The sequence below is a fragment of the Granulicatella sp. zg-84 genome, assembly GCF_010892375.1.
In the GTDB taxonomy this organism is placed as follows: Bacteria; Bacillota; Bacilli; order Lactobacillales; family Aerococcaceae; genus WM01.
Genome location: NZ_WNJX01000027.1, coordinates 1 through 24,102, shown reverse-complemented (window position 1 = coordinate 24,102; position 24,102 = coordinate 1). Strand labels below are relative to the sequence as shown.

The window sequence follows — 24,102 nt, the reverse complement described above, 5'->3', positions numbered from 1 at the left end:
ATTTTAATCATACAACACCATTCTCAGTGGCAGAAAAAGAATGTGAAAAAGGTAGTGAATGGTTAATGCCATTCACTACCAACATACTCACTATTTCTCTCCACCAACACAATTTGACGAAGAGCCATTTTATAGACTATGCATCTTGATTCTACAACTCTATTCTCGACGGAGTTAAAGAACAAGAAAAAGGCAGTGAATGGCTAATGCCATTCACCACCTAAAATCAGTTCTATATTATTAGATTTTTTGCTAACTTATATAATAATATCCCGTAATTATAGATATATTATATTTTTCTTAAAATCTAATTTTGTTTTTTCTTAGTTCCAAATAGTAAACTAATTGAAGACACAATGGCTAACATCGCAACACTAAAGAATCGATTTTCTGTTTCACCCGTTTTTGGTAATAACTGAGCTACTTTTTGTTCCATTGGTTGTTTTGGTGGCAATGCTTCACTAGATGTTGTTTTACCTGTTGGATTCTTTGGTTGCTCTATCTTTTCACCTGGTTTTACTGGTTCGTTAGGTGTTTCATTTGGCGTTGGCGTTTCTGTCTGATCCTCCGTCGGTTTTTCCACCTTTTCATTTGGTTCTTCTGTGGTTTCCGACTGTTCTTCAAAACGCACAACAGCAATATCTCTTAAATCTTCATCAATCGGAGCAAAATAAGTCACAGCAAGATTACTTCTTAAATTATAAATAGCCGCATAGTTAAACGAACTTTGTGACACATCATTACCAATAAAACGCCAATCTCCCGTATAACGGGTCACACCAGCAGTCGTACCATAAAGTCCATTCTTATCAAACTGTTCTTTATGAATATGTTCTGGATAAGAAATAAATTGCGCTGACATTCTACCACCAGGATAATCATACAGACTTTGTGATCCATTATCATAACTACCAATATATCCTTCAGCGAATGAACGCCAAGCAATTGAAGCCCATAATGGTAAATTCCGTATTTTTAAAGCTTGCTCCTTAGATACTTTAAAACTAATTCTCAACGCTAAAGGATGACCTATACCTTCTGCAGAAAGCAGATAGTTTTTTATCATATTTGGTCTATCGCCATATTTTTCAATTTGTTCCTCGATTGTCCCTAATTCTAGAATATTATCATAATCTCTAGGACTATCGGCTTCTGCATTGTATTCATTTTTTGAAAGACCTGCAAAGACAATAGCGTTTGGCAATGTATCCAAACCTCGAGCCTTACGTAATTCTATTTCTTCATTCCATGCTAAAGAAGTATATTGGAAATAATTTTCTTTATTATTTGCTTTTAATAAAGCTAGTCTCTCTTCCTGTGTTTTTTCAAACTCTGCCATAGAAGTCGTAACACCTAATGGCACTTCTACATCTTTTGAAGCTTTCAAACGTCTTTCACGTAATTTATCCTTGTCATACTCATCTATTCCTAGATCATCTTTATTGTAAGTTCCAATTTGAGTAAATGTGACATCTTGCCCAATTCCAGGTAGTGCAACATGAAGGGTGTTTGCCGTTTGGATATGGTCACTACTTTGAACAGCTTGAACAGATATTTGATAAGAATATTCAACAAAGCCGTCACCTAAATCCCTCGCTTCAAGAGGTGTAACATCAACACCCCCACCAAGTGTGTGAATATTATCAGTCGGCTGAGACTCTACAGGGCTAACTGAGTCTGGATTCGGTTGAATATCTTGTGGTTGTGTATCTGGCTTTGTTTCATAGCGTACAACAGCTATATCTCTTACATCCTCTGTCCGCGGAGCAAAATAGGTTACTGCTAGATTGCTTGTAAGGTTAAAGTTAGACACATAGTTAAAATTTGCTTTTGTAATATCGGTTCCAATAAGACGCCAATCACCAGTGTAAGCTGTTACACCAGTATCTGCTCCATAAAGTCCATGCTTATCAAATTGATTATCTTTAATCGTTTCAGGATTTGCTACAAATGCTGCAGCTTTTGCTCCATTATCAAAATCATATAGATTTTGAGCCTCAGTTTTATACGATGCAATCCCACCTTCATTAAATGCTCGCCACGCTAATGCAGACCATAATGGTAAATTTGGTGTCTTTAATGCTTGCTCTTCTTTCACTTTGAAACTTACTTTAACTGCCATCGGATGACCACCACTGTATGTAGAAAAAACATAGTTCTTGATGGTATTCGGCAGATTTTCATATTTAGCAATATTTTCTTCAATAGTTTTTGCTGGATTTGAACTATCTTTATCATCAAACACATCAACCGCTGGATTAAAACCACTTTGAGTATACCCAGTAAAGATTACAGCGTTTGGCAAATCCAACATCCCTTTTGCTTTACGCAACTCTATTTCCTCATTAAATGCAAGCGAAGAACCTGTGATGTAATCATAATTATTTGCTTCGCGTTGTGCGTGCCGTTCTTCTTGAGTTTTATTAAATGCTTCAATCGAATGGGTAATACCCAATGGAACCTCAACGTTTTTTGATGCAGTCATTCGCGCATGTAATAACTCAAACGGACTAAACTCTGCATTATCTTTTAATAACTCTCCATCATAGGTACCAATTTGAGTAAATTTAACATCTTGTCCAAATCCAGGTAGAGCAACATGAACAGTACCTGACGTTTGAATATGATCACTACTAACAATCGCTTGAACAGAAACTTGATAAGAATATTCAACAAAGCCATCGCCTAAATTTTTAGCTTCTAAAGGTGTAACATCGACACCACCTCCAAGAGAATGAACATTATCAGATGGTACTCCATTTGATAATAATAAAAGTCTAGGATTATACTCTTCTGACCCTATTGTAGAATAAGTAGTAAGTGATGAATTTATTTTCTCCGTGTTTAATACTGATTCTTGGTCTGTCTCTTGTTTTCGTTCTTCTGTCATTGAAGTCGTACTAAGCAATTCTTCACTATTTACACTTGTGGTATTCGGTGATGTATTACTTTGTGTCGCTTCCACTTTTGAATCGCTTTCATTCGCGAGTACTTGATATCCTCCGACACCTAAAAAAGTAAGTCCCAGCAGTACAGACGTAACTCCAAATTTAAATTTTTTAATCGTAAAACGTTGTTTCGTTTGTGAAACATTGTAATATCGATATTTTTTTTGACGAAACATAATAATCTCCTTTCCGATGTTTTACTTCTACTACCTCTACAACAATTATTTTTATTTCATAGTACTCCTTGTTACCTTTCTTCTTAAAATTTGTTCATCTTAAAAAGCATAGATTTAATTATATTATTATAACATAAATATAATAAGAAAAATACAACATTTAACAATAATATTTATTTAGTAAATTATATAATTAAGTTAGCCAGTAGTACAAAAAAAGTATCTCATAGGATATACTTTTAGTAACAACAAAAAAAGGATACCAAGAGATGCAAGAATACTATAACACAAACGGCACAAAACAATTATCATCGTTTGCGTTTAGCCATAGGTAGAACAGATACGTGGACGGTAGAAAAAGAAGCCCTCATCAGAGAAAAAATCATGGATAAATATTCCCCTGAAATGATTAGTCAACTACCTGATATGCCCTCTTGTACAACGATTTACACATGGGTATACAAAGGATGGATTACAGGTATTTTGCGTAAATATTTACTTTATCCTAGAAAACATAAACCGATAATATCAACTGAAAAACGACCACCAAGAAAGACTAATGCCCTCTCTATCGAATAGCGACCACAAAACATTAATGAGAGAAAAGAAATTGGGCATTTTGAAATAGATTTAGTGATTTTAAACAAGAAACGTGGACAACAATTATTGACATTAACAGACAGAAAAACACGCTATGAAATCATTCGTCTGATTCTTGATAAAACGGCTCAAAGTGTGAACACCGCTTTGACGTCTATTCAACAAGACTATTTAATCCGGTCTTTAACAGCTGATAATGGTTCTGAATTTTTAAGATTAGACGAAGCCATCACTTGTCCTATTTATGATGCACATCCATTCTCTTCTTATGAACGAGGTAGTAACGAAAATGCAAATCGATTGATTAGACGATGGTTCCCAAAAGGCACAACAACCGTTACTCCTAACGAAGTAACGGCTGTTGAACAATGAATAAATCGTTATCCACGTAAATTATTTAACTATGTATGTCCTTATGATTTACCTGAGGTGGCTAACTTAATTATATAATTTATTATTAAAGCAATAATCTCACTTAATATTACGTATCAACTAAATATTCATTATGCATCTTATGCTATTTTTTTTTAGAATTAAAAAAAAGTTCAAATAAAAATGTAAAAAAAGTGATTGCAAAAGAATCTATAAGCATCAAACGTTTTAAAAAAACAAAAATCAAAGTTGCAAAAAATACTCCTATTGTAGATTTATATTTTAAAATAAACATTTTCTTTTCAACACATCTCCTAAAATTTTTATTCAAAAATAAACACTTCCTTAATATCTTTATTTAAAATTTTACTAATTTCATAAGCTACTTTTATGTTTGGTATTTTTGTTTTATTTTCATATGACATTATCGAGTGCCTTTTTAGTCCTACTAATTTTGCAAGTCTGTGCTGTGATAAACCTAATAATTTTCTAAATTCTGCTATTCTATTGTTCATAAATAAGTGTCTTTTTCTAAGTTATTCTCTTTTGGTTAGTTTTATATTACCAAATTCTTTTTTGGTTGCCAATAAATAACTATTAAAATCTCAACTATAGTAAATTATTGAATTAAGTTAACCAGTGATACAAAAAAGCATCTCATAGGATATTTAATGATTATATATTTTTAGGGTTGATGGCATAATCTAGCAACCCTAATTTCATATAAAACTCTACTAAAACTATCATGATTGATATATTTTACCTTATATTCAGTTATCTCAGCATGTATTTCCTAACGCACGTATCAGTATTGCTTCTTTTCATATTGTAGAGGCCGTACATCATTGTGACTTAAAATAAAAAGATAGTGACTTAACATCTGTTAAATCACTATCTTTATGAGCTATCAACCCTATTTGACATAGAGCCATATTTTAACTTATCTATTTTGCAAAAATTCACTGACTTAATTAGAGTTTTGATAAATCGAATCTCTAAAGTCATTCGTATCTAAAAGATACGCTTTGAAAATCGCTTCTTTAAGTGCAAGTAGATTTGGTGTTGCTTTCTGAGCCTTTAATGCGACCAAATCCGCTTGAATAGCATCATTTATCAATTTATTTAATGTTGCTTCATCTGCTGTATAAGTTTTCTGATTATACGTAAAGGTAACTGGTTTCAGCTGATTAACTTTATCTAGACGACGTTTGTACATTGCTTTTTTAAAGTCATGGAAATTTGAAAACTCATCATTGGTAATTTTCTTAAGAATATACTCATCATTAAATACTTTACCTGCAGCTCGAGCTTCAGCACGGTATTGATTCGATAAATAAGCAACAAAGCCTTCATAACCTGTTTCAGCTAGTAATTCGTTACTCAAACGTTTAATACTCAAAGTATCTGAAGATCCATTTGGATTCGTCAAACCACTATAGTTCGCAGCAAATAAATGTTCGATGTCATAACCATTTTTACTAATCTTCTCTTTATTACCATGAAGTCCATGAACACCAAGCAGAATATCATTTTCTACCAAATTATCAACACTTTCTAAAGTGAGAGATTCTAAATCTTCTACACTTAGTTGACGGATTCTCGACTCCCCGATGTCATTGATACGTTCAATTTTCTTATAGAACAATGCTTGGTCTTCTTTGGCTAATTTCACTAAAGCATTTCCTTCCAAAGCTTCAAGAGTATAAATCACATCCATACGACCTTGAAGGTATTCTTTCAAGTCTGCTTGGGTTTGGAAACGTTCTGGTGATAAGTTATGAACACGATTGTTTGCATATTTTCCATCTTCTGCAATAGAGAAGTCTATATTTGTATTGAGTGCAAAAATCGGATTAGTTGCTGATGTTGTCGATTGTAGAAGTCCTTGAGCATAAACTTCTGCACCAAAGAATTCTCTACGCCCATATCCACCAAGATAAACCGTCCCATCCATATTATGAGTCATTTCATGAGTGAAGACAGATTGACCATACTGGCTAAGCATATTATCAATTACATAGTGAACTAAGCTACCGGTTGCATATGCACCAACACCGTTTGGCATATAGTGTTTACCAATTGGTGCAAAGAAGTCTGTCATACGGCTTGATGCTCCTTCTCCAAACTTCGGCATCCAATAAGCTGGCTTGTTATCGAATCGAGGAATAGAGTAACCGTCCCATGACGGAATTGGCATATTACTTCTACTATACATAAGTGCTTTAACTTCTGGTCTAGCCATTCGATACCAGAAATCAAAATGATCTCCTTGTATTTTAGCAAAATAATCCACCAGATTGTTGACACGTTTTAATTCACTTGCATATTTATCAGGATTCGTTTCTTTAAGCGACATATCCATATAACGATCATACATACCAAAAGATAAAGTTGTCATATTACTCATGATATAAATTCCTTCAGATGTCAAGTTTAAGAGTGGCAAAATCATACGAGGATGATCTATACGATTAAGCTGGTCGTATACTTGATACATTTGATTTGGTACTTCTTTTGATTGTACTTCTACGATATACGCTTTTGTCGCAGACTTAAACCAATCATTTTCATTAAGCTTCGTAAAACGTGTACGATAAGCACTTAGATAATCACGAAGATTCTCATATCCAGATACTGGGGCAATCCATTTTGTATACGTTACCGGATTATTCTTAATATCGAGTGCATCATTTCCCATACGGCCAAGATTTGCTAGCCATTCTAAACTATTTACTTGCGTACCGAAGAAATTTTGATAGAAAGTTACCAATTCTCCAACATTCATCTCGTCAAATTGAATATTATAGAGTCGATTGAGGTAACTTGCTCCTACAAGAATTGCAACAGCATTCTTTTTCATATAATCCTTCATCTGTTCTTTTAACGGTATTGAAGTAAAATCTCCAGCTACACTTTGAGAAAGTGCTGCTTCAAAAATATCTTGTGCACGGTCATTCACTTTCTTAAAGACATCTTTTAAATATAGTACTTCTAAAATATCATTTTGATATTTTTCAAGTGGTTCAAGACTTGGACTATCAGACACTCTTTCTGGATGACCTTGAGTTACTTTCCAAACATCATCTGAGAAATACGTTAATCCCTCTACTCGTTTCATTGCTGTTTCAATAACTTCTGCTGGGGATATTATAAATTGTTCTGGTGTATAGAGCAATTCAGTTCCATTGATTCCATATTCTTGAATCGTATTAGCTGCAAAAGCTGAACCTGGAGTAATATCTAAGTATTCTACTGTACCGTCTGCATAGTTTAAAAGCAAACGATTGATTCCTTCCTTATTTTTATAAAGGTTAGCAATGACTTCATTATCTTTCATTGGGACAATCGACACTAGTTTTGTTGTATACAACTTACTTGATGTATCAATCTTATTCCCTTGCTTCACAATATACTCACGATTATAAAACGGTAAAAGTTTTTCGGTATTACGATAAGCCATCTCTCGTGCCGATTCATAATGAGGTAAGTTACTATAATCGATCATTTTAGAACTTTGCCCAACCAAAGTTTCTTTATCAGATAAAGTAGCTGTTATTCCCATTTCGTTCACTTTTTCTGCTGCGGCTTCTGGAGAAATTAAATTTACTTTTCCAGACTTAACATTGGCAGTCGATTTCCCTTCAACGCCATAAATCTCTGTTGCATTGATACCATCGCCCGATCCATTTAAAGTAGAACCATTTGTTACAGGAATTGCCGATACGATTCGATTAAAGACTGCACGACCTGCACTTCCACTAATCGCTCCAACTCGGCCACCACCTTTATTTTCCAATGCTCCTTCGACATAGACATCTGATACATTCACATTGTTTGTAGCAATACCTAGAACTCCACCAAAGTCTTGTGCTGCTTTTACTTTAGTATCAATCATGACATTTGCATGTACTTTTTGAATGTTACTGTTACCAATTTGTCCTACAAGACCACCCGATTTCATTTCTGTATCAGTCGCTGTTGTAGTGATTTTCATGTTAAGATCTACATTACGGATATTTGTATTCGATTGTGCTGAATAAACCAATCCAGCAACATTATAAGGAGCTGTAATGCTGCCCTCAATCGCTACATTTTCAATCTGCGTGCTAGTTGCTTGATTAACAAGAGCACCTACATTTGCTTTTGGTGATTGAATGTTAACATTAGATAAATTAAGATTTTGTAAAGTGGCATTCATAGTTGTTTCAAACAGAGATGCCTTCAAGTCATAAATCGTGTAATTTTTACCGTCATACAATCCATTTAAAGTACCTGTAAACGGAACCGTCACGTAACTAGAAACTGGAACTTCCATCTCTCCAGCACTCAAATCAGCTCCTAAAGTAAATACTCCACTTGGATTAGCGTTGATTGAGGTAATCAAATCTTTAAAAGAAGTATAGATATCATTTTTCGCTGGTGCCAATCGACTAACAATAAAACTGTAATTATCTTCATACTCATCTGTTTCATTAAGTTTCACAAGTTCAGGGTGAGTCGCTACCACTTTAAAGCCATTATCTTGAGCTATAATTTCCTTGATTGGTAATTGAACTTCCTTACCACTTTCTGATATAAAGCTTGCAAAATATTCATCTATAGGACCAATTTCTGATAAACTAATAACTTTTGTTTTGATACCATTTCGGTAAGTATATAGTGATAAGTCACGTAAATTTTTTAATTCAATCTGCTTACGTTCTAAGACAAAGGATTCAATATTTGAAAGTGTTTCACGCGCATTTTCAGCTAATGTTGCATACTCAAAAGTCGTTTTTAATTTGTAATCCACATAATAGTCTAATCCTGAAATATCAACTCCAGCTAAATCTCTTTCTGAAAGTTGAACTTCTTTCACCAACTTATCTTCCGAATAAATTTGAGCAGTAGCAGAAATAAAAGTAGCATCAGGATCTGTTAATTGATACTGCACTCGAATCGACTTGTCTTTTTCTTGCTTATCTAATGTCTGCAATTCTAAGACTGGCTTCGTAAGCGATACATTTTCTAAAGCAGCTTCTGCTTCCTCCAGTTTTCTAAATGCTTCTTCTACTTTCAGTTTTTCCTCGGCAATGGCTTCTGCACTGGTTGTTGGATCTACAATTTTAGCATTTGCCTCTTCCAAGATTCGTAGTGCATTTTGTTTTGCAGTCTCATAGGCAGCAATACTTGTTGGTGTTTTTTTCGTTGTATCAACTTCTTTTTGTAGACCTTTGTCTAATTTATCTACTGAAACCATTAACTCAATTGGCGCCAAAGGCTTCGTAACTGTCAGCACCTCTCCCCCTAAAACATCATGATGTTTCTCTGGTTCTGGCATTTCTGTTGGCGTATCTGTTGTAGTTTCTGTACCAGTTGGTGTTTCTTCTTCCGAATTTTCTGGTTGCGTTGGTGTTACAGGTGCATTACCTGTATCTGAACTTTCTGTTTCTCCAGTAGTTGACCCATTTGGCACTTCTGTTTCCGTTGGCGTTTCTGTTGTAGTTTCTGTACCAGTCGTTGTTTCTTCTTCCGAATTTTCTGGTTGAGTTGGTGTTGTCGGTACACTATCTGTATCTGGACTTTCTGTTTCTCCAGTAGTTGACCCATTTGGCACTTCTGTTTCTGTTGGCGTTTCTGTTGTAGTTTCTGTACCAGTCGGCATTTCTTCTTCCGGATTTTCTGGTTGCGTTGGTGTTACAGGTGCATTATCTGTTTCTGGACTTTCTGTTTCTCCAGTAGTTGACTCATTTGGTACTTCCGTTTCCGTTGGCGTTTCTGTTGTAGTTTCTGTACCAGTTGGTTTTTCTTCTTTCGGATTTTCTGGTTGCGTTGGTGTTACAGGTGCATTACCTGTATCTGAACTTTCTGTTTCTCCAGTAGTTGACTCATTTGGTACTTCCGTTTCCGTTGGCGTATCCGTCGAAGTTTCTGAACTAGTCGGTGTTTCTTCTTCTGAAATTTCCGGTTGTGTTGGGACTTCAGGGGTATTCACTATTTCTGGATTCTTAGGTACTTTTGGTATTTCAGTCGTATTTACTGTATCTTGAGTGACCGTTTCTTCTGAGATAGCCACATTCGTCTGCTCTAATGTTTCTCTATCTACTTTAGAATTTTTGTCAATGATATAACCGATAAAGCGATAACCTTCAATGTCACGAACTGTTTCAGGTAAAAGCGCACCATTTGGCAAGCTAAACTCTTGTGTAAGATTTGCAAATAAATTGTGAGTCAATGCAGATGCATTTGGCACTACAACAACTTGTCCTAAGGTAGTAACTAACAATACTGTCACGACCCATTTTTTCTTCTTACGAAGAAAAGTTAAGGCACACACCAACAATGTGACCCCTGCTCCCGCCACAAGTGTTGACCATTCTTCACCTGTATTTGGCAGAGTTCTATTTGTATCCGGACGATAAACCATGTAATAAGTCGTATCTCCCGTCACTTTATCAGACGGCAAAGCACTAATAATCAAAGCTTTCTCATCATCAGTTAATTCTTCCTCACTAACATAATGATACGTGATTTTTGACTTTATTGTTTCCTCTGCATGTACCATTTCTGGTGATGCAGCAGCTAAAAAACTCGTCCCCAATAAAACAGAAGCTACACCTATTGAGAGTTTTCGTATTGAAAAGCGGCTAACCCGCCTATAAAATTCTTTCATATTCTTTTCTATTCCTTTCATTTTACTCAAAGTTACATAATGTACTATTTACTTTGTTCCAAAATAATTGTGTTTGTAGAGGTAAATCCACCAACATCATTTTGTGTATAACAATCGACAAAAAAGAGAAACATCTGTTTGAATGACTGCAATTAAAAAAGGAGATATTTCTCACGAATGATTATACAAGAAAATGATGAACATTAACAGATAAATATTTTATAGACAACAATCAGTACAACGATAAGTAATAAGAAGAAAAAACAAAGGGAGTTCTAAACACTTCATTAAAGGAATTTAGATACCCCCTTGCCACACTTATTCACATTATCATGTTAAAATATTTATCAAACAGAAATACTGCCATCAAAGTTTAACCCAATCAAATCGTTATTGCTATAAAATATGTCTAAAAACATATACATTGTATCTGATATAATCATTTAATATACAAGTTAAATCATCTTTAAACTTTCTTCCAAAATGATTATATTTTGATAATTTTACATCTTCGCATTTGATAATGATTTGAATAAACAACATGCTTTCATAATAATTTCAAACTCAAAAACGACTAAATTTCTTTATATTAACGCTATTTATTTCGTGAAATTGTATCCACTGATTGATTTCAATGAAACTTAACTTTATAGTTATTCCTTTTCCAATTCAATATGAACCTCTGATTTTTTTTCAATTAAAACAATACCATCTCCCAATGGAAGTAAAGTTGATTTTAAATCTGGATGTGTTTGTACCAAATCTAAAAATTGATTTAAGCGACGATGAATTTTTCTAACACGACGAGGAATAGTTTCAATATCATCTAAAATCGTACCACCTTGAAAAATATCATCTACAATTAAAACACCTCCGACTTTTAACAATCGGATACAATGTGGAAGAAAATCATAATATTTTGATTTAGCACTATCCATAAAAATCACATCGTATTGTTCTGTTAGCGTTGGTAAAACGTGTTCTGCATCGCCTTCCAATAACGTAATTTTATCAGACATATCCGAACGCTCAAAATTTGCTTTTGCTCGCTCAATCATGACGTCAAATCTATCAATCGTTGTCAAATGCCCATTTGGTGATAGATGCTGTGCCATTAACAAGCCTGAAAATCCAATCGCTGCTCCAATTTCTAAAATCTTTTCAGGTTTTAGTTGCCCTAATAAAAAATCTAAAAAAACAGCTGTTTCGTGTGGAATAATCGGAATACGTCGTTCATTGGCATACGCTTCTATTTCTCCAACAATTCCAGTAAATTTTCTTTGTTTTTCTCTCATATAGGTAACGATATTAGATTGTACAATTGGCCTATCCATCATCTCGTTTTTTTTCATAACTCACTCACTTTTCTTTATGATATGTTTATTTTACTAAACACTTTTTATATATTAACTTATTAAAAGAAGGTATACAAAAAGAGGTATAGACATTTTAAAAATAAATTTCTATAAATGATGTCTGTACCTCTTACTTTTTTTATGATTATGCGTCTTGTAATAATTCAAAAATTTCAATCGCTACTAAATCTAATTCATCAAACTGATAAGGTTGATTTGTTCCTGTTTCTTCTAATTCAAAGCTTTCTGTTTCATGATTATAACGTACAACACATTTTTCAACACCGTCTTTTTCAAAACGTCTTGTTTCGACATCAGATGTATCCTCAACCATTGCTTCCAAGCGACGAATAATCGCTGCTAGTTGTGATGACTTCATATTCTGTTCACTCCTCTTTCAAATATTGCTTTCTTAACCAATATTTCATTTATATCATATCACTAACTGACTAGACTTATTTTAACAGAAAATGACTTGATTTAATACTATTTTTTTTATAAAAAAATAAATTTACTTATTTACGCATGATTTGTATACATTTTAATAAGACTTTGTGTGCCTAAATCACCGTATCCTGCTTCAACTAATTGTGCATAAACACGTTCCGCTGTTTGAGTCGCAGGTAAGTCAACCCCCATTTCATTTGCCTCATCTAAAGCAATACGCAAGTCTTTTAAAAAGTGCTTCGCATAAAACCCTGCTGCAAAATCGTCTTTTAAAACTCGAGGTGCGTAGTTGGTTAAAGACCAGTTTGCAGCACTGCCTGCTCCAACTGTATCTAGTACTTGCTCAAGACTTAATCCTGCTGCTTTTGCATATACCAGTAGTTCTGTCATACCTGTCATTGTACCTGCAATCATAATTTGATTTGCCATTTTTGTATGTTGTCCGGCACCAGATTCTCCTTGTAAACGTACTTTACTTGAAAAAACACCTAACAATAATTCCACTTTTTCAAAGACTTCTTGATCGCCTCCAACCATTGTCGTCAGTGTGCCATTTTTTGCACCAATATCTCCTCCTGAAACAGGTGCATCTAATGCATTTGCACTTCTTTTAACAGCTTCTTCATAAATTCTTTTTGCGAGTCGTGGTGTACTAGTTGTTAAATCAATTAAAATTTTTCCTGTTATATCAACAGAAAAAATACCGTTTCCGCCAAAATATACTTCCTCAACATCACTTGGATACCCCACCATTGTCATGACAATATCAACTTGCTTTGTCACTTGAGCAGGAGTTTCTGTCCAAACAGCACCTTTATCCAATGCCTCTTGTGCACTTTCTTTTGTGCGTGTATACACCACAACATGATGCTCTGCATTTAACAAATGGGATACGATTGATTTACCCATAACACCTAATCCAATAAAACCAATATTCATTTTTTTCACCTCTAAGGATATTTTATCATAAGATACGTGAGAATAAAATCAAACCGATTCTATCCTTTTAAAAATCAGGCGTAGACATATATATGCTCAAAAACACCCCAAACAGTCTGTTTGGAGTGTTTATTTTAATCATCTAAAAATAAAATGTGTAAATGTCCGTTTTTATCAGTGATTATATCTGTATTTACTTGATAAACGTCTTTAATTAACTCTTTTGTTAGTACCTCTTTTGGAGTGCCCACAGCTACGATACGTCCTTGATAAAGGACGTAAATAATGTCACAATACATTGCAGCCATATTCAAGTCGTGTATAGCTGCAATAACAGTCATATCTAATTTTTTGACCGTTTGTAATAGCATGAGTTGATGTTTGATATCCAAGTGATTAGTTGGTTCATCTAAAATTAAACATGATGGTTGTTGTGTTAAGGCTCTTGCTAAAATAACACGTTGTTGTTCGCCGCCTGATAATGTTGAAAATTCTCGGTCTTTATACGCTAACATGTCCACAAGTGTTAGTGCATGCTCCATAATACGATAATCTTCTTCAGTTTCTTTGTCAAACATACTCTTATAAGGTGTTCTTCCCATTAACACGATGTCTTGTACTGTAAAATCGAATTGGTATTGATTGTGTTGTGCCACAACAGCCATTTTTTTTGCAGTTTCTTTATAACTGAATTGATGAATAGGTGTGCCATCTAACAAAATCGTGCCACTATTGACATCCAATGTACGATAAATGCATTTGAGCAGTGTGGATTTACCACTACCATTTGGACCAATCAATCCGATAAATTGATTTTCTTTTGCTTGTAATGTAATGTCGTGTAAAATGGGCGTTTTATCATAGATAACATTTACTTTGTCTGTTTGTACTTGCATTTTATTTACCTCCTGCACGATGTGTATGGCGTATCATGAGAAAAATAAAGCAAGGTGCACCTATCAATGAAATCAAAATACCAATAGGCATTTCAGAGTTTCTTAATACAATCCGTGACATAACATCTGCCCATATCACAAAAATAGAGCCGACTAATGCACTGAACGGAATAACGTATTTATGGTCGCTACCAAATACTAGACGTACAGCATGTGGAATGACTAATCCTACAAATCCAATAACCCCTGCTGCATATACAGCAAATCCCACCATTAAAGAAGATAAAATAATATACCAGCGTCTTAATTGCTGTGTGTTCATTCCCAATGTAATGGCGGTGTCATCTCCTAATAGCATAACATTTAATTGTCGGTACTGAGACCAAAAAACAAGTGTACCTACTAACATAATAGGCAGCACCACTGCAATGATGTGCCATTTTGCACTTGCCATACTACCCATAAGCCAAAACATAATTTGAACAGTGGCACTTTTGTCATTGGCAATATAAATCACAAAATTAGAAAATGCCGAACAAATCGCACTGACAGCTAATCCTGATAAAATGATTTTTGTTAAATTTGTTCGACCTCCTAAGTTTGCTAGTAGCAACACAAGAAGAGAGGTAATCAACGCTCCAATAAATGCCATAACACCAACTGCATTTGCACCGAATACAGACCCAATACCAAATAGTATAGCGAGTGTTGCACCAAAAGAGGCTCCTGATGAAATCCCTAAAATATAAGGATCTGCTAGAGGATTTTTCACAACAGATTGCATGACCACGCCACATACTGAAAGTCCCATACCAATCGTTAGAGCGAGTATAACCCTTGGAAAACGAATGAGCCAAACAATGTCGTGCGTTGCACCTGTAGCAAATGCTTGAAATTGTTCAAAGTGAAATAACTCATAACCTATTACGCTATACACATCGGAAATGGATAAATCAGCATTTCCGAATGTGATAGCTGTTAAAATCGAAACAATTAGGCCCACAAATAAAATGATTGCCCATAGAATTGGTTTTGCTAATCGTTTTTGTTTGTTCATAGATTATTTATCCATTCCTAAGTCAATACTTGGATATAATCCTTTAGCAAAAGAGATAATACCGTCTTTTGTTCTTGTTGCACTTGCATACATTTCACTTAAAAAGATTGGAACAACACGTTTATTTTTAATGGCATTTAAACTTGCTAATGATTCATCTTTTAAGATTTTATCTAAATTCTCTTGTTTTACTTTTTCTGCGTCATCTCCTTCATAAGGCATGTAAACAACAAAAATCACATCTGGGTTAGCAGCAATTAAGTCTTCTTTTCCTAATTTTGCAACATCAGCATTTTTTAATTGACCACCTAATTTAGTCACCATATCTCCACCTAGTGTATTACTACCGTAGTTTCTAAATGCATCTTTTTCATTTTCAAGTACTAAAACACTTGGTTTTTCTTTCATGTCTTTTGTTTTATCAATCACTTTTTTAATTGTATCTTGCATATCTTTTACAATTGCTTCTGCTTTTGATTGTACATCAAAAATTTTACCGATATTTAAAATATCTGTGTATTCATTTTCTAATGTACTAATACGTTTTTCACCGTCTTTCACACGACGTGTATTGCTGTTAACGTAAATATTTACTTTTTTGTCTACCCAGTCTTTTGCATTTCCTAATGTTTTTTCACCGAATAAAGACCCCCATGAAAAAATCATATCTGGTTCTAAAGAAGTTGCTTTTTCAAGAGATGGTGCAAATTCTGTTAAGTAATTCAATTTAGAGAAACCTGCTTTTTGATTTTCTGGTACAGCATTATCTAATCCAGATGCAGCGACAATTCTGTCTTCTAACCCTAAAGCAAGTAATGTTTCGATACTTCCTTGATAAACAGCTAATACTTTCTCTGGAGATTTTGTATACACTGTTTCCAATTCACTTCCATCTGATCCCCATGTTTTAATTGTTAATGGATACTGTGTTTTTCCTTCTCCCATACTTGCTTTTGTATTTGCATTTTGCACGGTATTTTCTTTTTGAATTTCCGATGCATTTTTTCTAGCACTTTCTCCATTTTGTTGACATGCACCTAATAAGGCTACTAAAGCTAAAGTTGTTGTTAATTTTACAAATTTTTTCATCATTATCTCCTCTATTTTTCAATGGTAAATCTAAACCAATTCACTTGATTGGTATCACTTGTTGAGAATGGATATCCACCCTGTATCCAATCTTTTTTTATTTTCTTCTCAATACCACTCGCATTGATTAAATTCTCTTGTATCAATCCTGCCGTATCAAATCTTTCTTTGACTAAACTTGTATACGTAATACCTGCTCTTTCTAATAAGCACGGAATATCATCAGGTAAAATCAAATACAATAAGCGAATGAAACGGTATTGATTGATGACTTCATTATCCATACATTCTTGAATAGAAATATCTGTTTGTATTTCTTTTGTTGGTAAATGTAAGGTTGCTTTTGCTCGATAAAAAAAATACAATCCTTGTTTTGCCTCTTTGACTTTTTCAACAGAAATAGCCATATCATTTGGAATAAACACTTCTAAAATGAGTTGCCCTTGCTTTTTAAGCGAGTACATTAATTTTTCAACAATAATACATTGTTGCTTTGGTGTAAAATGTTGAAGAAATCCGTCAGCAGCAATGATGACATCGTACTGCTCTTTTGGTAAATCTACTTTTAAAATATCCTCTTGAATAACGGTTACTTTATCAAGAATATGTTGGGGTATTTTTTCAAGCATTTCTTTACTCTTTTCAAGTAATGTGACATGTGAGCCATATTCTAAAAATGGTACACCGACACGTCCAAAACCTGCACCGACATCAAGGATATATTTATTTTCTAATTCATCTATCTCATATTTAAGTGGTGAGGACTTACCAGAAAATAAATAGTAACACTGTGCTTCTAAACCTTTATAATCTGTTGCAGGTCGGATATAGCGTTTTTTTTCACTCATGCCACACATTGAGCAAAGCGTTGATTTTAAATCGTTTAATTCAGTATGCTTAGGCACTCCATTTTTTGTATCTCCTTCGAATGAATTATAAATAAATCCACACCTACCACAATCGTATATTGGCATATCTTTTATTACCTCCTTTACTACATACTGACGTGATGTTTTCAATAAAAAATCGTTATTTTAAAGTCATCGTACTTTAAAACAACGATACTGATCAGAAAACAGCAAAAAGACTACAAAGATCAGGAATGGTAGCATTTTTGTAGCCTCATCGCTATTATGATAAGTTGAAAACACATCGTTGTGCTCTTTTATTCTACTATAAAATAGTAATCATTTCAATATAAAACGTTACATTTCATAAAAATTCCGTTTTGCAAAAAATAAAGCGTTTTTCTTTGACTTTTTGATGTTATAAGGTATACTTATTTATATAAAGTATCGGTAGGTGAGACTACCACAGGGATACGGATTACTACCGCAAAATAGTGGAGACACTATTCGTTGGTCAGCAGTGATTGTCGTTAAGGCGATGACTAATGTAATTTCATTGCCCTGTGATGTTAAAGCTTGAACGATGAATATGGCGCTATTTGTCATCTTATTGTCGTTCGATAATAAGATTTTTTTATTTTTTAAGGAGGTGAGGAAAATGCCAGATGATGCATACAACAAGCAAGATGATGTTTTTAGGTGCCTACATAAAATGGCATTTTCCTGCCATTTTGTAAGCATTAAAACTAAAATAGACTATATTGAGGTGAAAAAATGCAAACAATTAAAGAAAGAATGCTTCTAGCATTAACACAACCTATTCAAGAGGTTTATCGTTTATTTGACACAACGTCTACTGGATTGACGGACACACAAATAGAAAACAATCGCGAAGAATATGGTAGTAATATTATTACAAAGACAAATGAAACACCTTTATGGAAGAAAATATACGAATCTATTATCAATCCGTTTACGATTATCCTTTTAGTGATTGCGTTTGTCTCACTTGTGACGAATGTATGGCTTGCACCAAGTGGAGAAAAAGATCCAACAACATTTATCATCATTATTTTACTTGTGCTGTTATCAGGTGCTATTCGCTTTATTCAAGAACTCAAAAGTGATAAAGCATCTAGTAATTTATCTCAGCTCATTATCAATACAGCTACTGTTATCAGAAATGGGAAACAATTAGAAATACCGATTGATGATTTAGTTGTGGGTGACATCATCAAATTAAGTGCTGGAGATATGCTGCCTGCTGACGTTTTATTATTAGAAACAAGAGATTTCTTTGTGCAACAATCTAGTCTAACTGGTGAAAGTGATGCGATTGAAAAACGTGCTCTCCTCTCTCCTATGGATACCGTTGATACTTCGTTACTGGAAATAGAGCATTTAGCATTTATGGGAACAAATGTTGTCAGTGGAAGTGCTACTGCTTTGATTTTAGCGACCGGAAATGACACAATGATTGGAAGTGTTGAACAAACATTACAAAATATTGATGAACCAACAAGTTTTGAAAAAGAAATGAATAGTATTTCTTGGTTACTTATTCGATTGATGCTTGTTCTTGTTCCGGTTGTCTTTGTCATAAATGGGCTAACAGATGGAGATTGGATTGAAGCAGGTGTCTTTGCGTTAAGTGTTGGTGTAGGACTAACTCCTGAGATGTTGCCAATGATTATTACAGCTAGTTTAGCTAAAGGGTCTATAATTATGGCAAAAGAAAAAGTTATCATCAAAAAACTAAATGCCATTCAAGACTTAGGTGCTATTGATATTTTATGTACAGATAAAACAGGAACATTAACACAAGATGAAATTATTTTAGAATATCCTTTAAATATTCATGCTGAATTAGATTTAGACGTCTTAGAACAAGCCTATTTAAATAGTTACTATCAAACAGGATTAAAAAATTTACTAGATCATGCCATTATTCAGCGAACTGAAAAAGAATCATTAACACACGAACATTTACAAAATTTAAACACTTACTATGCCAAAATTGATGAATTACCTTTTGACTTTGAGCGTCGTCGTATGAGCGTTATTGTTAAAGACAAAAAAGAACATATTCGTATGGTAACAAAAGGCGCTTTAGAAGAAATGTTATCCATTTCTTCTTATGTACAAGATAGTGAAAACATTATTCCTTTAACAGAAAACGTACGTGAAACAATTTTAAATGAAGTCGATAAGTTAAATGAGCAAGGTCTACGTGTTTTAGGAGTTGCCTATAAATCTTATGAAGATATTCATGCTTTCACAACAGAAGATGAATCAAATATGGTGTTAATGGGTTACTTAGCTTTTCTTGATCCACCAAAACAATCTGCTGCTCCTGCTATTCAAGCATTGCGCGAGCATGGAGTTACAACAAAAATTTTAACAGGTGATAATGAAAAAGTAACCAAAACAGTTTGTGAAAAAGTAGGACTTGATGTCAATCATATTCTGCTTGGTTCACAAATCGAACAAATGGACGACGCTACATTAGCAGGCTTAGTTGAAGAAACAACGATTTTTGCTAAATTATCTCCTGAACAAAAAGCACGTATTATTCGCTTGCTTAAAGAAAAAAATCATAAAGTAGGCTACATGGGAGATGGTATCAATGATGCTTTATCTATGAAAGTTGCCGATGTGGGTATTTCTGTTGATACCGCTGTTGATATCGCCAAAGAAGTGGCTGATGTTATCTTATTAGATAAAGATTTATTAGTTCTTGAAAAAGGACTAATTGAGGGACGTAAAGTCTATGCGAATATGACAAAATATATTAAAATGACTGTTAGTTCAAACTTTGGTAATATTTTCTCACTTTTATTTGCAAGTGTCTTTTTACCATTTCTACCAATGGCACCCATTCATTTAATCGTTCTAAATTTAATCTATGATTTAAGCTGTATCGCATTACCATTTGATAATGTTGATACATCATTTTTAAAACAACCACATACATGGAGTGCAAAATCAATTACTAAATTTATGGCATGGATTGGACCAGTTAGTTCTATTTTTGACTGTTTAACATTTATACTACTCTTTTATGTCATTGCACCAACCATGACTGGCTTTTCCTACCATGAATTGACAAATCCAACATTATTCATTCTCATTTTCCAAACAGGTTGGTTTATTGAATCTATGTGGTCACAAACAATGGTTATTTATATGCTACGTTCACCTAAATTGCCATTTATCCAATCAAAACCTGCTTTATCAGTGTTAATTACCTCACTTGTCGCTGCATTGACATTAACAGCACTACCTTACACACAATTAGCAGGCCCATTGAAATTAGTACCACTACCTCTATCTTATTATATTGTACTCATTGTTATTCTTGCTTTATACATGGCTTTGGTAACAATCGTAAAATCACTCTATATTAAACGTTACCGTGAGTGGTTATAATCTATTGGAATAGAAACCAGCTGAAACGATACTATGAAGTGTCGTTTCAGCTGGTTTTTATTAGTCAAAAAGACTTGAAATGAACACTTTTAAGAAATTAGTTTCAAGTCTTTTTCTATTCAGAAACTCTTTATATGAAATTACTAATTTTCCATGCTTTTCACTTTTAGATTCGACTCTTTTTACTATATGATATTTTTCCATAATGTTGTTTATAGACGAGATTTTTTAATTTGTTCAAAAAGAGTTTCTTGTACTTTTTTAGACCACATGCCTTTCATTGTTTTATCTATTTTATCGCTAAGAAACACTAATTTTTTTGCCATATCATCTAATATTTGTTCTAACTCACATTGATAGTCTATCTTTATTGCTTGTTTCATGTGATACATTTCATCAATATAAAACGTAGAGATAATCTGTCGTTCTAACATTTTTTGAAAAAGTGTCATATCTGTAATATGTATGTCTTGAAAATTTTGTTGAATAAAGACATCTAATTTACTTTCCAATTTTATTCTCCTTTTTCTATTGCTCACTAGTTTTATTCCATTGTTGATATAAGCGTTGTTTTTCAAGAGTATATAAATCATCAATCTTATACTGATACATGTGATAAAAAGTTTTATCACAATTTCTAGCCTTTAAAATTGCTAACATCTGTTCTCTTTTTTCGTCTAAACAAGCTAATCTTTCTTGAAAATATGTATCGTTATCTACCACTACTTAAATACTCTTGTAAATTGTGCATCTTGTGCCACTTTTTCTTGTATTCCTTTTTGTATCGCATGCTCTAATAATACATACTCTTCTTGAAACCGTTGGTATTGTATTTGTTTATTTTTAAAAAACATACTTAAATCCTCCACAATCGTTTGATAAGTAACACCATTTTCTTGATAACATTCTACAACCTCGTCATATGATAAACCATGACGGAATGATTTTGACAATAGACCATGCCACTCATCAACAACTCTTTGCTCATATCGTCGTGTTAACATCTCGATTCCCATATACGCTTCTTGTACAATATTCTTTATTCCTTTAGCAATAATACTTGCCTGTTGAGTATCTAAAAACACATATTCATCACTACTTAATCCACTTTGTGCAAATTTCCCTGATAAAACATGTAAATGTATCAACTCTTGTAAATAAGGTGTTTGAAAAACGGTCATCGTCTGTCCTTGTTTATTAATTAGTTGATTTTCATCATTAAATTGCCACATATTCAAATCATGTGCATGACTTGATATACCATAATCAATATAGATGGCTGTACCTGTTTGATTGCCCGTAATATTTCCAATCACATCATACGGATTTCGATAATTTTTAAACTGTTCTTTATACATTCTCATATATGCAATCTCTTGTTTTGAAATAAGTGGACTAATATCTGGTCCATTAAAACCAATGTTCATATACCCACATTTTAAAGCAACATACATCGCTAAAGACTGCCCCAACGAATGTCCTGTCGTTGTTATTGTCGCATTTGGAAAATGTTCTTTGATACGCTGTTGAAAAGAAAGTGCCGTTTGAAATTGACTAGTGGTAACATAGGGATAATGCTGATCTTTTTGATGCGTTACCAATAGTGCATCATTACCGTTGATAAAGCTTTGTACATCAGTATTTGTATCGTGTATATCATCAGTATTTGTACCTGCATAAGCAATGACAATACGCTCATAGTCATTTAATGGAGAAACAGCCATCGCTTGCATACCATTTTCTTGATTATCCTGTATGTCTAACACTTGATAAGTTTGATGAAGTATTAGCATATCTCCTATATCAACACGCTTTCTACCTTTTTTTCTTTTATCAACATGATAAACAATATCTGCCAAACTTCTAAAATCACTATCTGGTACCATCTTTACTCTCCTAAATAATAAATAATTTGAGGGATTTGCTGTTGGGACGATAATGTCTTAAATGGCAAATTAAAATCTTTTTTATAAAATAAACTATCAATCTTTTTTCTATCCGGACTAAACTCTACACATACTGTATAAGTATCATTAATTTTTATTTCCGTATAGATATATCCTACTTTCCAATCATACGCATAATGGATAAATTCGATTTTTTTAATCATGTCATACTGATGTATCAAATGATTTGCTATGATAAATTGATTGATACATTTGTCTTTCACACTCATTCCTTTAATACATAAAAAGCATATCATAAAAACGACTATCCCTAATATCACTTGTTTTTTGTAATATATTTTTCTTTCTTTTTGTACAATCATCTTAGTTAATAATCGCTCTTTCTTTCAAACTAATATATGTTTTTTGCCCAATAATTAAGTGATCTAAAACTGATACACCAATCATCTCTCCAGCTGAAACCAATCTTTTCGTAAACAAAATATCTTCATGAGATGGTTCTGGATGTCCACTTGGGTGATTATGTGCAATCAGAATACATGTTGCTCCATATTTTAATGCCAATGCATAAATATCTCTTGGATTAGCAATACTTCTATCTGCTGAACCAATAAAAATATTTTTCTTTTGAATAATTTCATGCTTCGTATTTAAAAATAAAACAGCAAGATGTTCTTGCGTTAATCCATTCATATGATGCATAAAATAATCCGCCGCTGTTTGACTAGAAATGATTTTTCCTAATTTTAATTGTTGTGCTGTAACAAGTCTAAATCCTAGTTCAATAGCTGCTTTTATTTCAATCGCTTTTACGAATCCAATCCCATTGATTTCTTTTAATTCTTCAATAGTTGCTGATTTTAATTGATATAAATCTTCAAAATGGCATAACATATCACGTGCTACTTGTAAAACAGTTTCATCCTTTGTGCCTGTTCTTAATAAAATCGCTAATAATTCATGGGTCGCTAGCGATTGTTCACCGTATAAAAGTAGCCGTTCTCTAGGTTGTTCATCAATCGGTAACTGTTTCATCATCTTCTTTCTCATGAAATCCCTCCACACATACTATATGCAAAAAACTTATTTTTTTGATAAAATTCTTATCATGATTTAAAGGCTCTTCGTCAAATTGTGTTGGTGGAGAGAAATAGTGAGTATGTTGGTAGTGAATGGCATTAACCATTCACTACCTTTTTCACATTCTTTTTCTGCCATTGGGAATGGTGTTGTATGATTAAAATACGTAATCTAAAATAGGAAAAACGTCTGTAGCCATAGGCAATCCGTTTGATGACTTTAATATGATTGTTGATAGCTTCTGTGATACCGTTTGAATAAGGTGTGGTAAAAGCTTGATAAATACCATTCTGATAGGTTTTAAAAA

Annotated in this window: 20 protein-coding genes and 1 riboswitch; of the genes, 3 read left to right on the top strand and 17 right to left on the bottom strand. The window is 33.5% G+C overall.

What is annotated here, in order from left to right; genetic code table 11:
* Positions 1-307 precede the first annotated feature (307 nt).
* Positions 308-3,124 carry an LPXTG cell wall anchor domain-containing protein gene (locus tag GMA06_RS06665; RefSeq protein WP_163562105.1) on the bottom strand — a complete coding sequence of 939 codons (2,817 nt, stop codon included), beginning with the start codon at positions 3,122-3,124 and terminating at the stop codon, positions 308-310.
* Between the two features lie 315 nt (positions 3,125-3,439).
* Here GMA06_RS06665 and GMA06_RS06660 point away from each other — a divergent pair, with 315 nt between their 5' ends.
* Both GMA06_RS06660 and GMA06_RS06655 read left to right on the top strand, forming a co-directional pair.
* Positions 3,440-3,703 (top strand): hypothetical protein, encoded by a 264-nt coding sequence (locus GMA06_RS06660; RefSeq protein WP_163562104.1) that lies wholly within the window; start codon positions 3,440-3,442, stop codon positions 3,701-3,703.
* A gap of 12 nt (positions 3,704-3,715) precedes the next feature.
* A complete protein-coding gene (locus GMA06_RS06655) occupies positions 3,716-4,096 on the top strand; it encodes an IS30 family transposase (RefSeq protein ID WP_163562106.1) in 381 nt (126 codons plus the stop codon).
* A 323-nt stretch (positions 4,097-4,419) separates the two neighbouring features.
* Here GMA06_RS06655 and GMA06_RS06650 read toward each other — a convergent pair whose 3' ends face one another.
* From GMA06_RS06650 to GMA06_RS06610, 9 genes are all read right to left on the bottom strand, one after another.
* The gene (locus GMA06_RS06650; protein WP_163545599.1) at positions 4,420-4,611 is read right to left on the bottom strand and encodes a helix-turn-helix domain-containing protein; all 192 of its coding nucleotides are present in this window, start codon (positions 4,609-4,611) and stop codon (positions 4,420-4,422) included.
* Positions 4,612-5,063: 452 nt separating this feature from the next.
* A complete protein-coding gene (locus GMA06_RS06645) occupies positions 5,064-10,748 on the bottom strand; it encodes a ZmpA/ZmpB/ZmpC family metallo-endopeptidase (protein ID WP_163562103.1) in 5,685 nt (1,894 codons plus the stop codon).
* A 653-nt stretch (positions 10,749-11,401) separates the two neighbouring features.
* Positions 11,402-12,100 (bottom strand): O-methyltransferase, encoded by a 699-nt coding sequence (locus GMA06_RS06640; protein ID WP_163545597.1) that lies wholly within the window; start codon positions 12,098-12,100, stop codon positions 11,402-11,404.
* A gap of 148 nt (positions 12,101-12,248) precedes the next feature.
* The gene (locus GMA06_RS06635) at positions 12,249-12,482 is read right to left on the bottom strand and encodes a YkuJ family protein (protein WP_163545596.1); all 234 of its coding nucleotides are present in this window, start codon (positions 12,480-12,482) and stop codon (positions 12,249-12,251) included.
* Between the two features lie 140 nt (positions 12,483-12,622).
* Positions 12,623-13,489 carry an NAD(P)-dependent oxidoreductase gene (locus GMA06_RS06630; protein WP_163562102.1) on the bottom strand — a complete coding sequence of 289 codons (867 nt, stop codon included), beginning with the start codon at positions 13,487-13,489 and terminating at the stop codon, positions 12,623-12,625.
* Positions 13,490-13,623: 134 nt separating this feature from the next.
* Complete coding sequence (locus GMA06_RS06625; protein WP_163562101.1) at positions 13,624-14,385, bottom strand: ABC transporter ATP-binding protein; 762 nt, start codon at positions 14,383-14,385, stop codon at positions 13,624-13,626.
* 1 nt (position 14,386) lies between these two features.
* On the bottom strand, positions 14,387-15,442 hold the full coding sequence (locus GMA06_RS06620; protein ID WP_163562100.1) for an iron ABC transporter permease: 1,056 nt from the start codon (positions 15,440-15,442) through the stop codon (positions 14,387-14,389).
* 3 nt (positions 15,443-15,445) lie between these two features.
* On the bottom strand, positions 15,446-16,531 hold the full coding sequence (locus GMA06_RS06615; RefSeq protein ID WP_205426263.1) for an ABC transporter substrate-binding protein: 1,086 nt from the start codon (positions 16,529-16,531) through the stop codon (positions 15,446-15,448).
* A gap of 11 nt (positions 16,532-16,542) precedes the next feature.
* Positions 16,543-17,505 carry a methyltransferase domain-containing protein gene (locus tag GMA06_RS06610; RefSeq protein ID WP_163562098.1) on the bottom strand — a complete coding sequence of 321 codons (963 nt, stop codon included), beginning with the start codon at positions 17,503-17,505 and terminating at the stop codon, positions 16,543-16,545.
* A gap of 313 nt (positions 17,506-17,818) precedes the next feature.
* A riboswitch (M-box (ykoK) riboswitch) is annotated at positions 17,819-17,975 on the top strand.
* 178 nt (positions 17,976-18,153) lie between these two features.
* Here GMA06_RS06610 and mgtA point away from each other — a divergent pair.
* A complete protein-coding gene (gene mgtA, locus GMA06_RS06605; RefSeq protein ID WP_163545590.1) occupies positions 18,154-20,808 on the top strand; it encodes a magnesium-translocating P-type ATPase in 2,655 nt (884 codons plus the stop codon).
* A gap of 212 nt (positions 20,809-21,020) precedes the next feature.
* Here the strand turns inward: mgtA and GMA06_RS06600 are convergent, their stop codons facing one another.
* The 7 genes from GMA06_RS06600 to GMA06_RS06570 all read right to left on the bottom strand — a co-directional run.
* The gene (locus GMA06_RS06600) at positions 21,021-21,320 is read right to left on the bottom strand and encodes a hypothetical protein (protein WP_163562097.1); all 300 of its coding nucleotides are present in this window, start codon (positions 21,318-21,320) and stop codon (positions 21,021-21,023) included.
* Between the two features lie 16 nt (positions 21,321-21,336).
* Positions 21,337-21,531 (bottom strand): hypothetical protein, encoded by a 195-nt coding sequence (locus GMA06_RS06595; RefSeq protein ID WP_163562096.1) that lies wholly within the window; start codon positions 21,529-21,531, stop codon positions 21,337-21,339.
* A complete protein-coding gene (locus GMA06_RS06590) occupies positions 21,531-22,694 on the bottom strand; it encodes an Mbeg1-like protein (RefSeq protein WP_163562095.1) in 1,164 nt (387 codons plus the stop codon). Before GMA06_RS06590 ends, GMA06_RS06595 begins: the two co-directional genes overlap by 1 nt.
* Before the next feature lie 2 nt (positions 22,695-22,696).
* The gene (locus GMA06_RS06585; RefSeq protein WP_163545586.1) at positions 22,697-23,077 is read right to left on the bottom strand and encodes a hypothetical protein; all 381 of its coding nucleotides are present in this window, start codon (positions 23,075-23,077) and stop codon (positions 22,697-22,699) included.
* Position 23,078: 1 nt separating this feature from the next.
* Positions 23,079-23,765 (bottom strand): DNA repair protein RadC, encoded by a 687-nt coding sequence (gene radC / locus GMA06_RS06580; RefSeq protein WP_163545585.1) that lies wholly within the window; start codon positions 23,763-23,765, stop codon positions 23,079-23,081.
* Positions 23,731-23,901, bottom strand: coding sequence for a hypothetical protein (locus tag GMA06_RS06575; protein WP_163562094.1), 171 nt, complete (start codon positions 23,899-23,901; stop codon positions 23,731-23,733). The genes radC and GMA06_RS06575 overlap by 35 nt, the downstream gene beginning before the upstream one ends.
* The coding region (locus GMA06_RS06570) for a transposase (RefSeq protein WP_163562093.1) at positions 23,894-24,102 on the bottom strand (209 nt) is incomplete at its 5' end. The genes GMA06_RS06570 and GMA06_RS06575, both read right to left, overlap by 8 nt.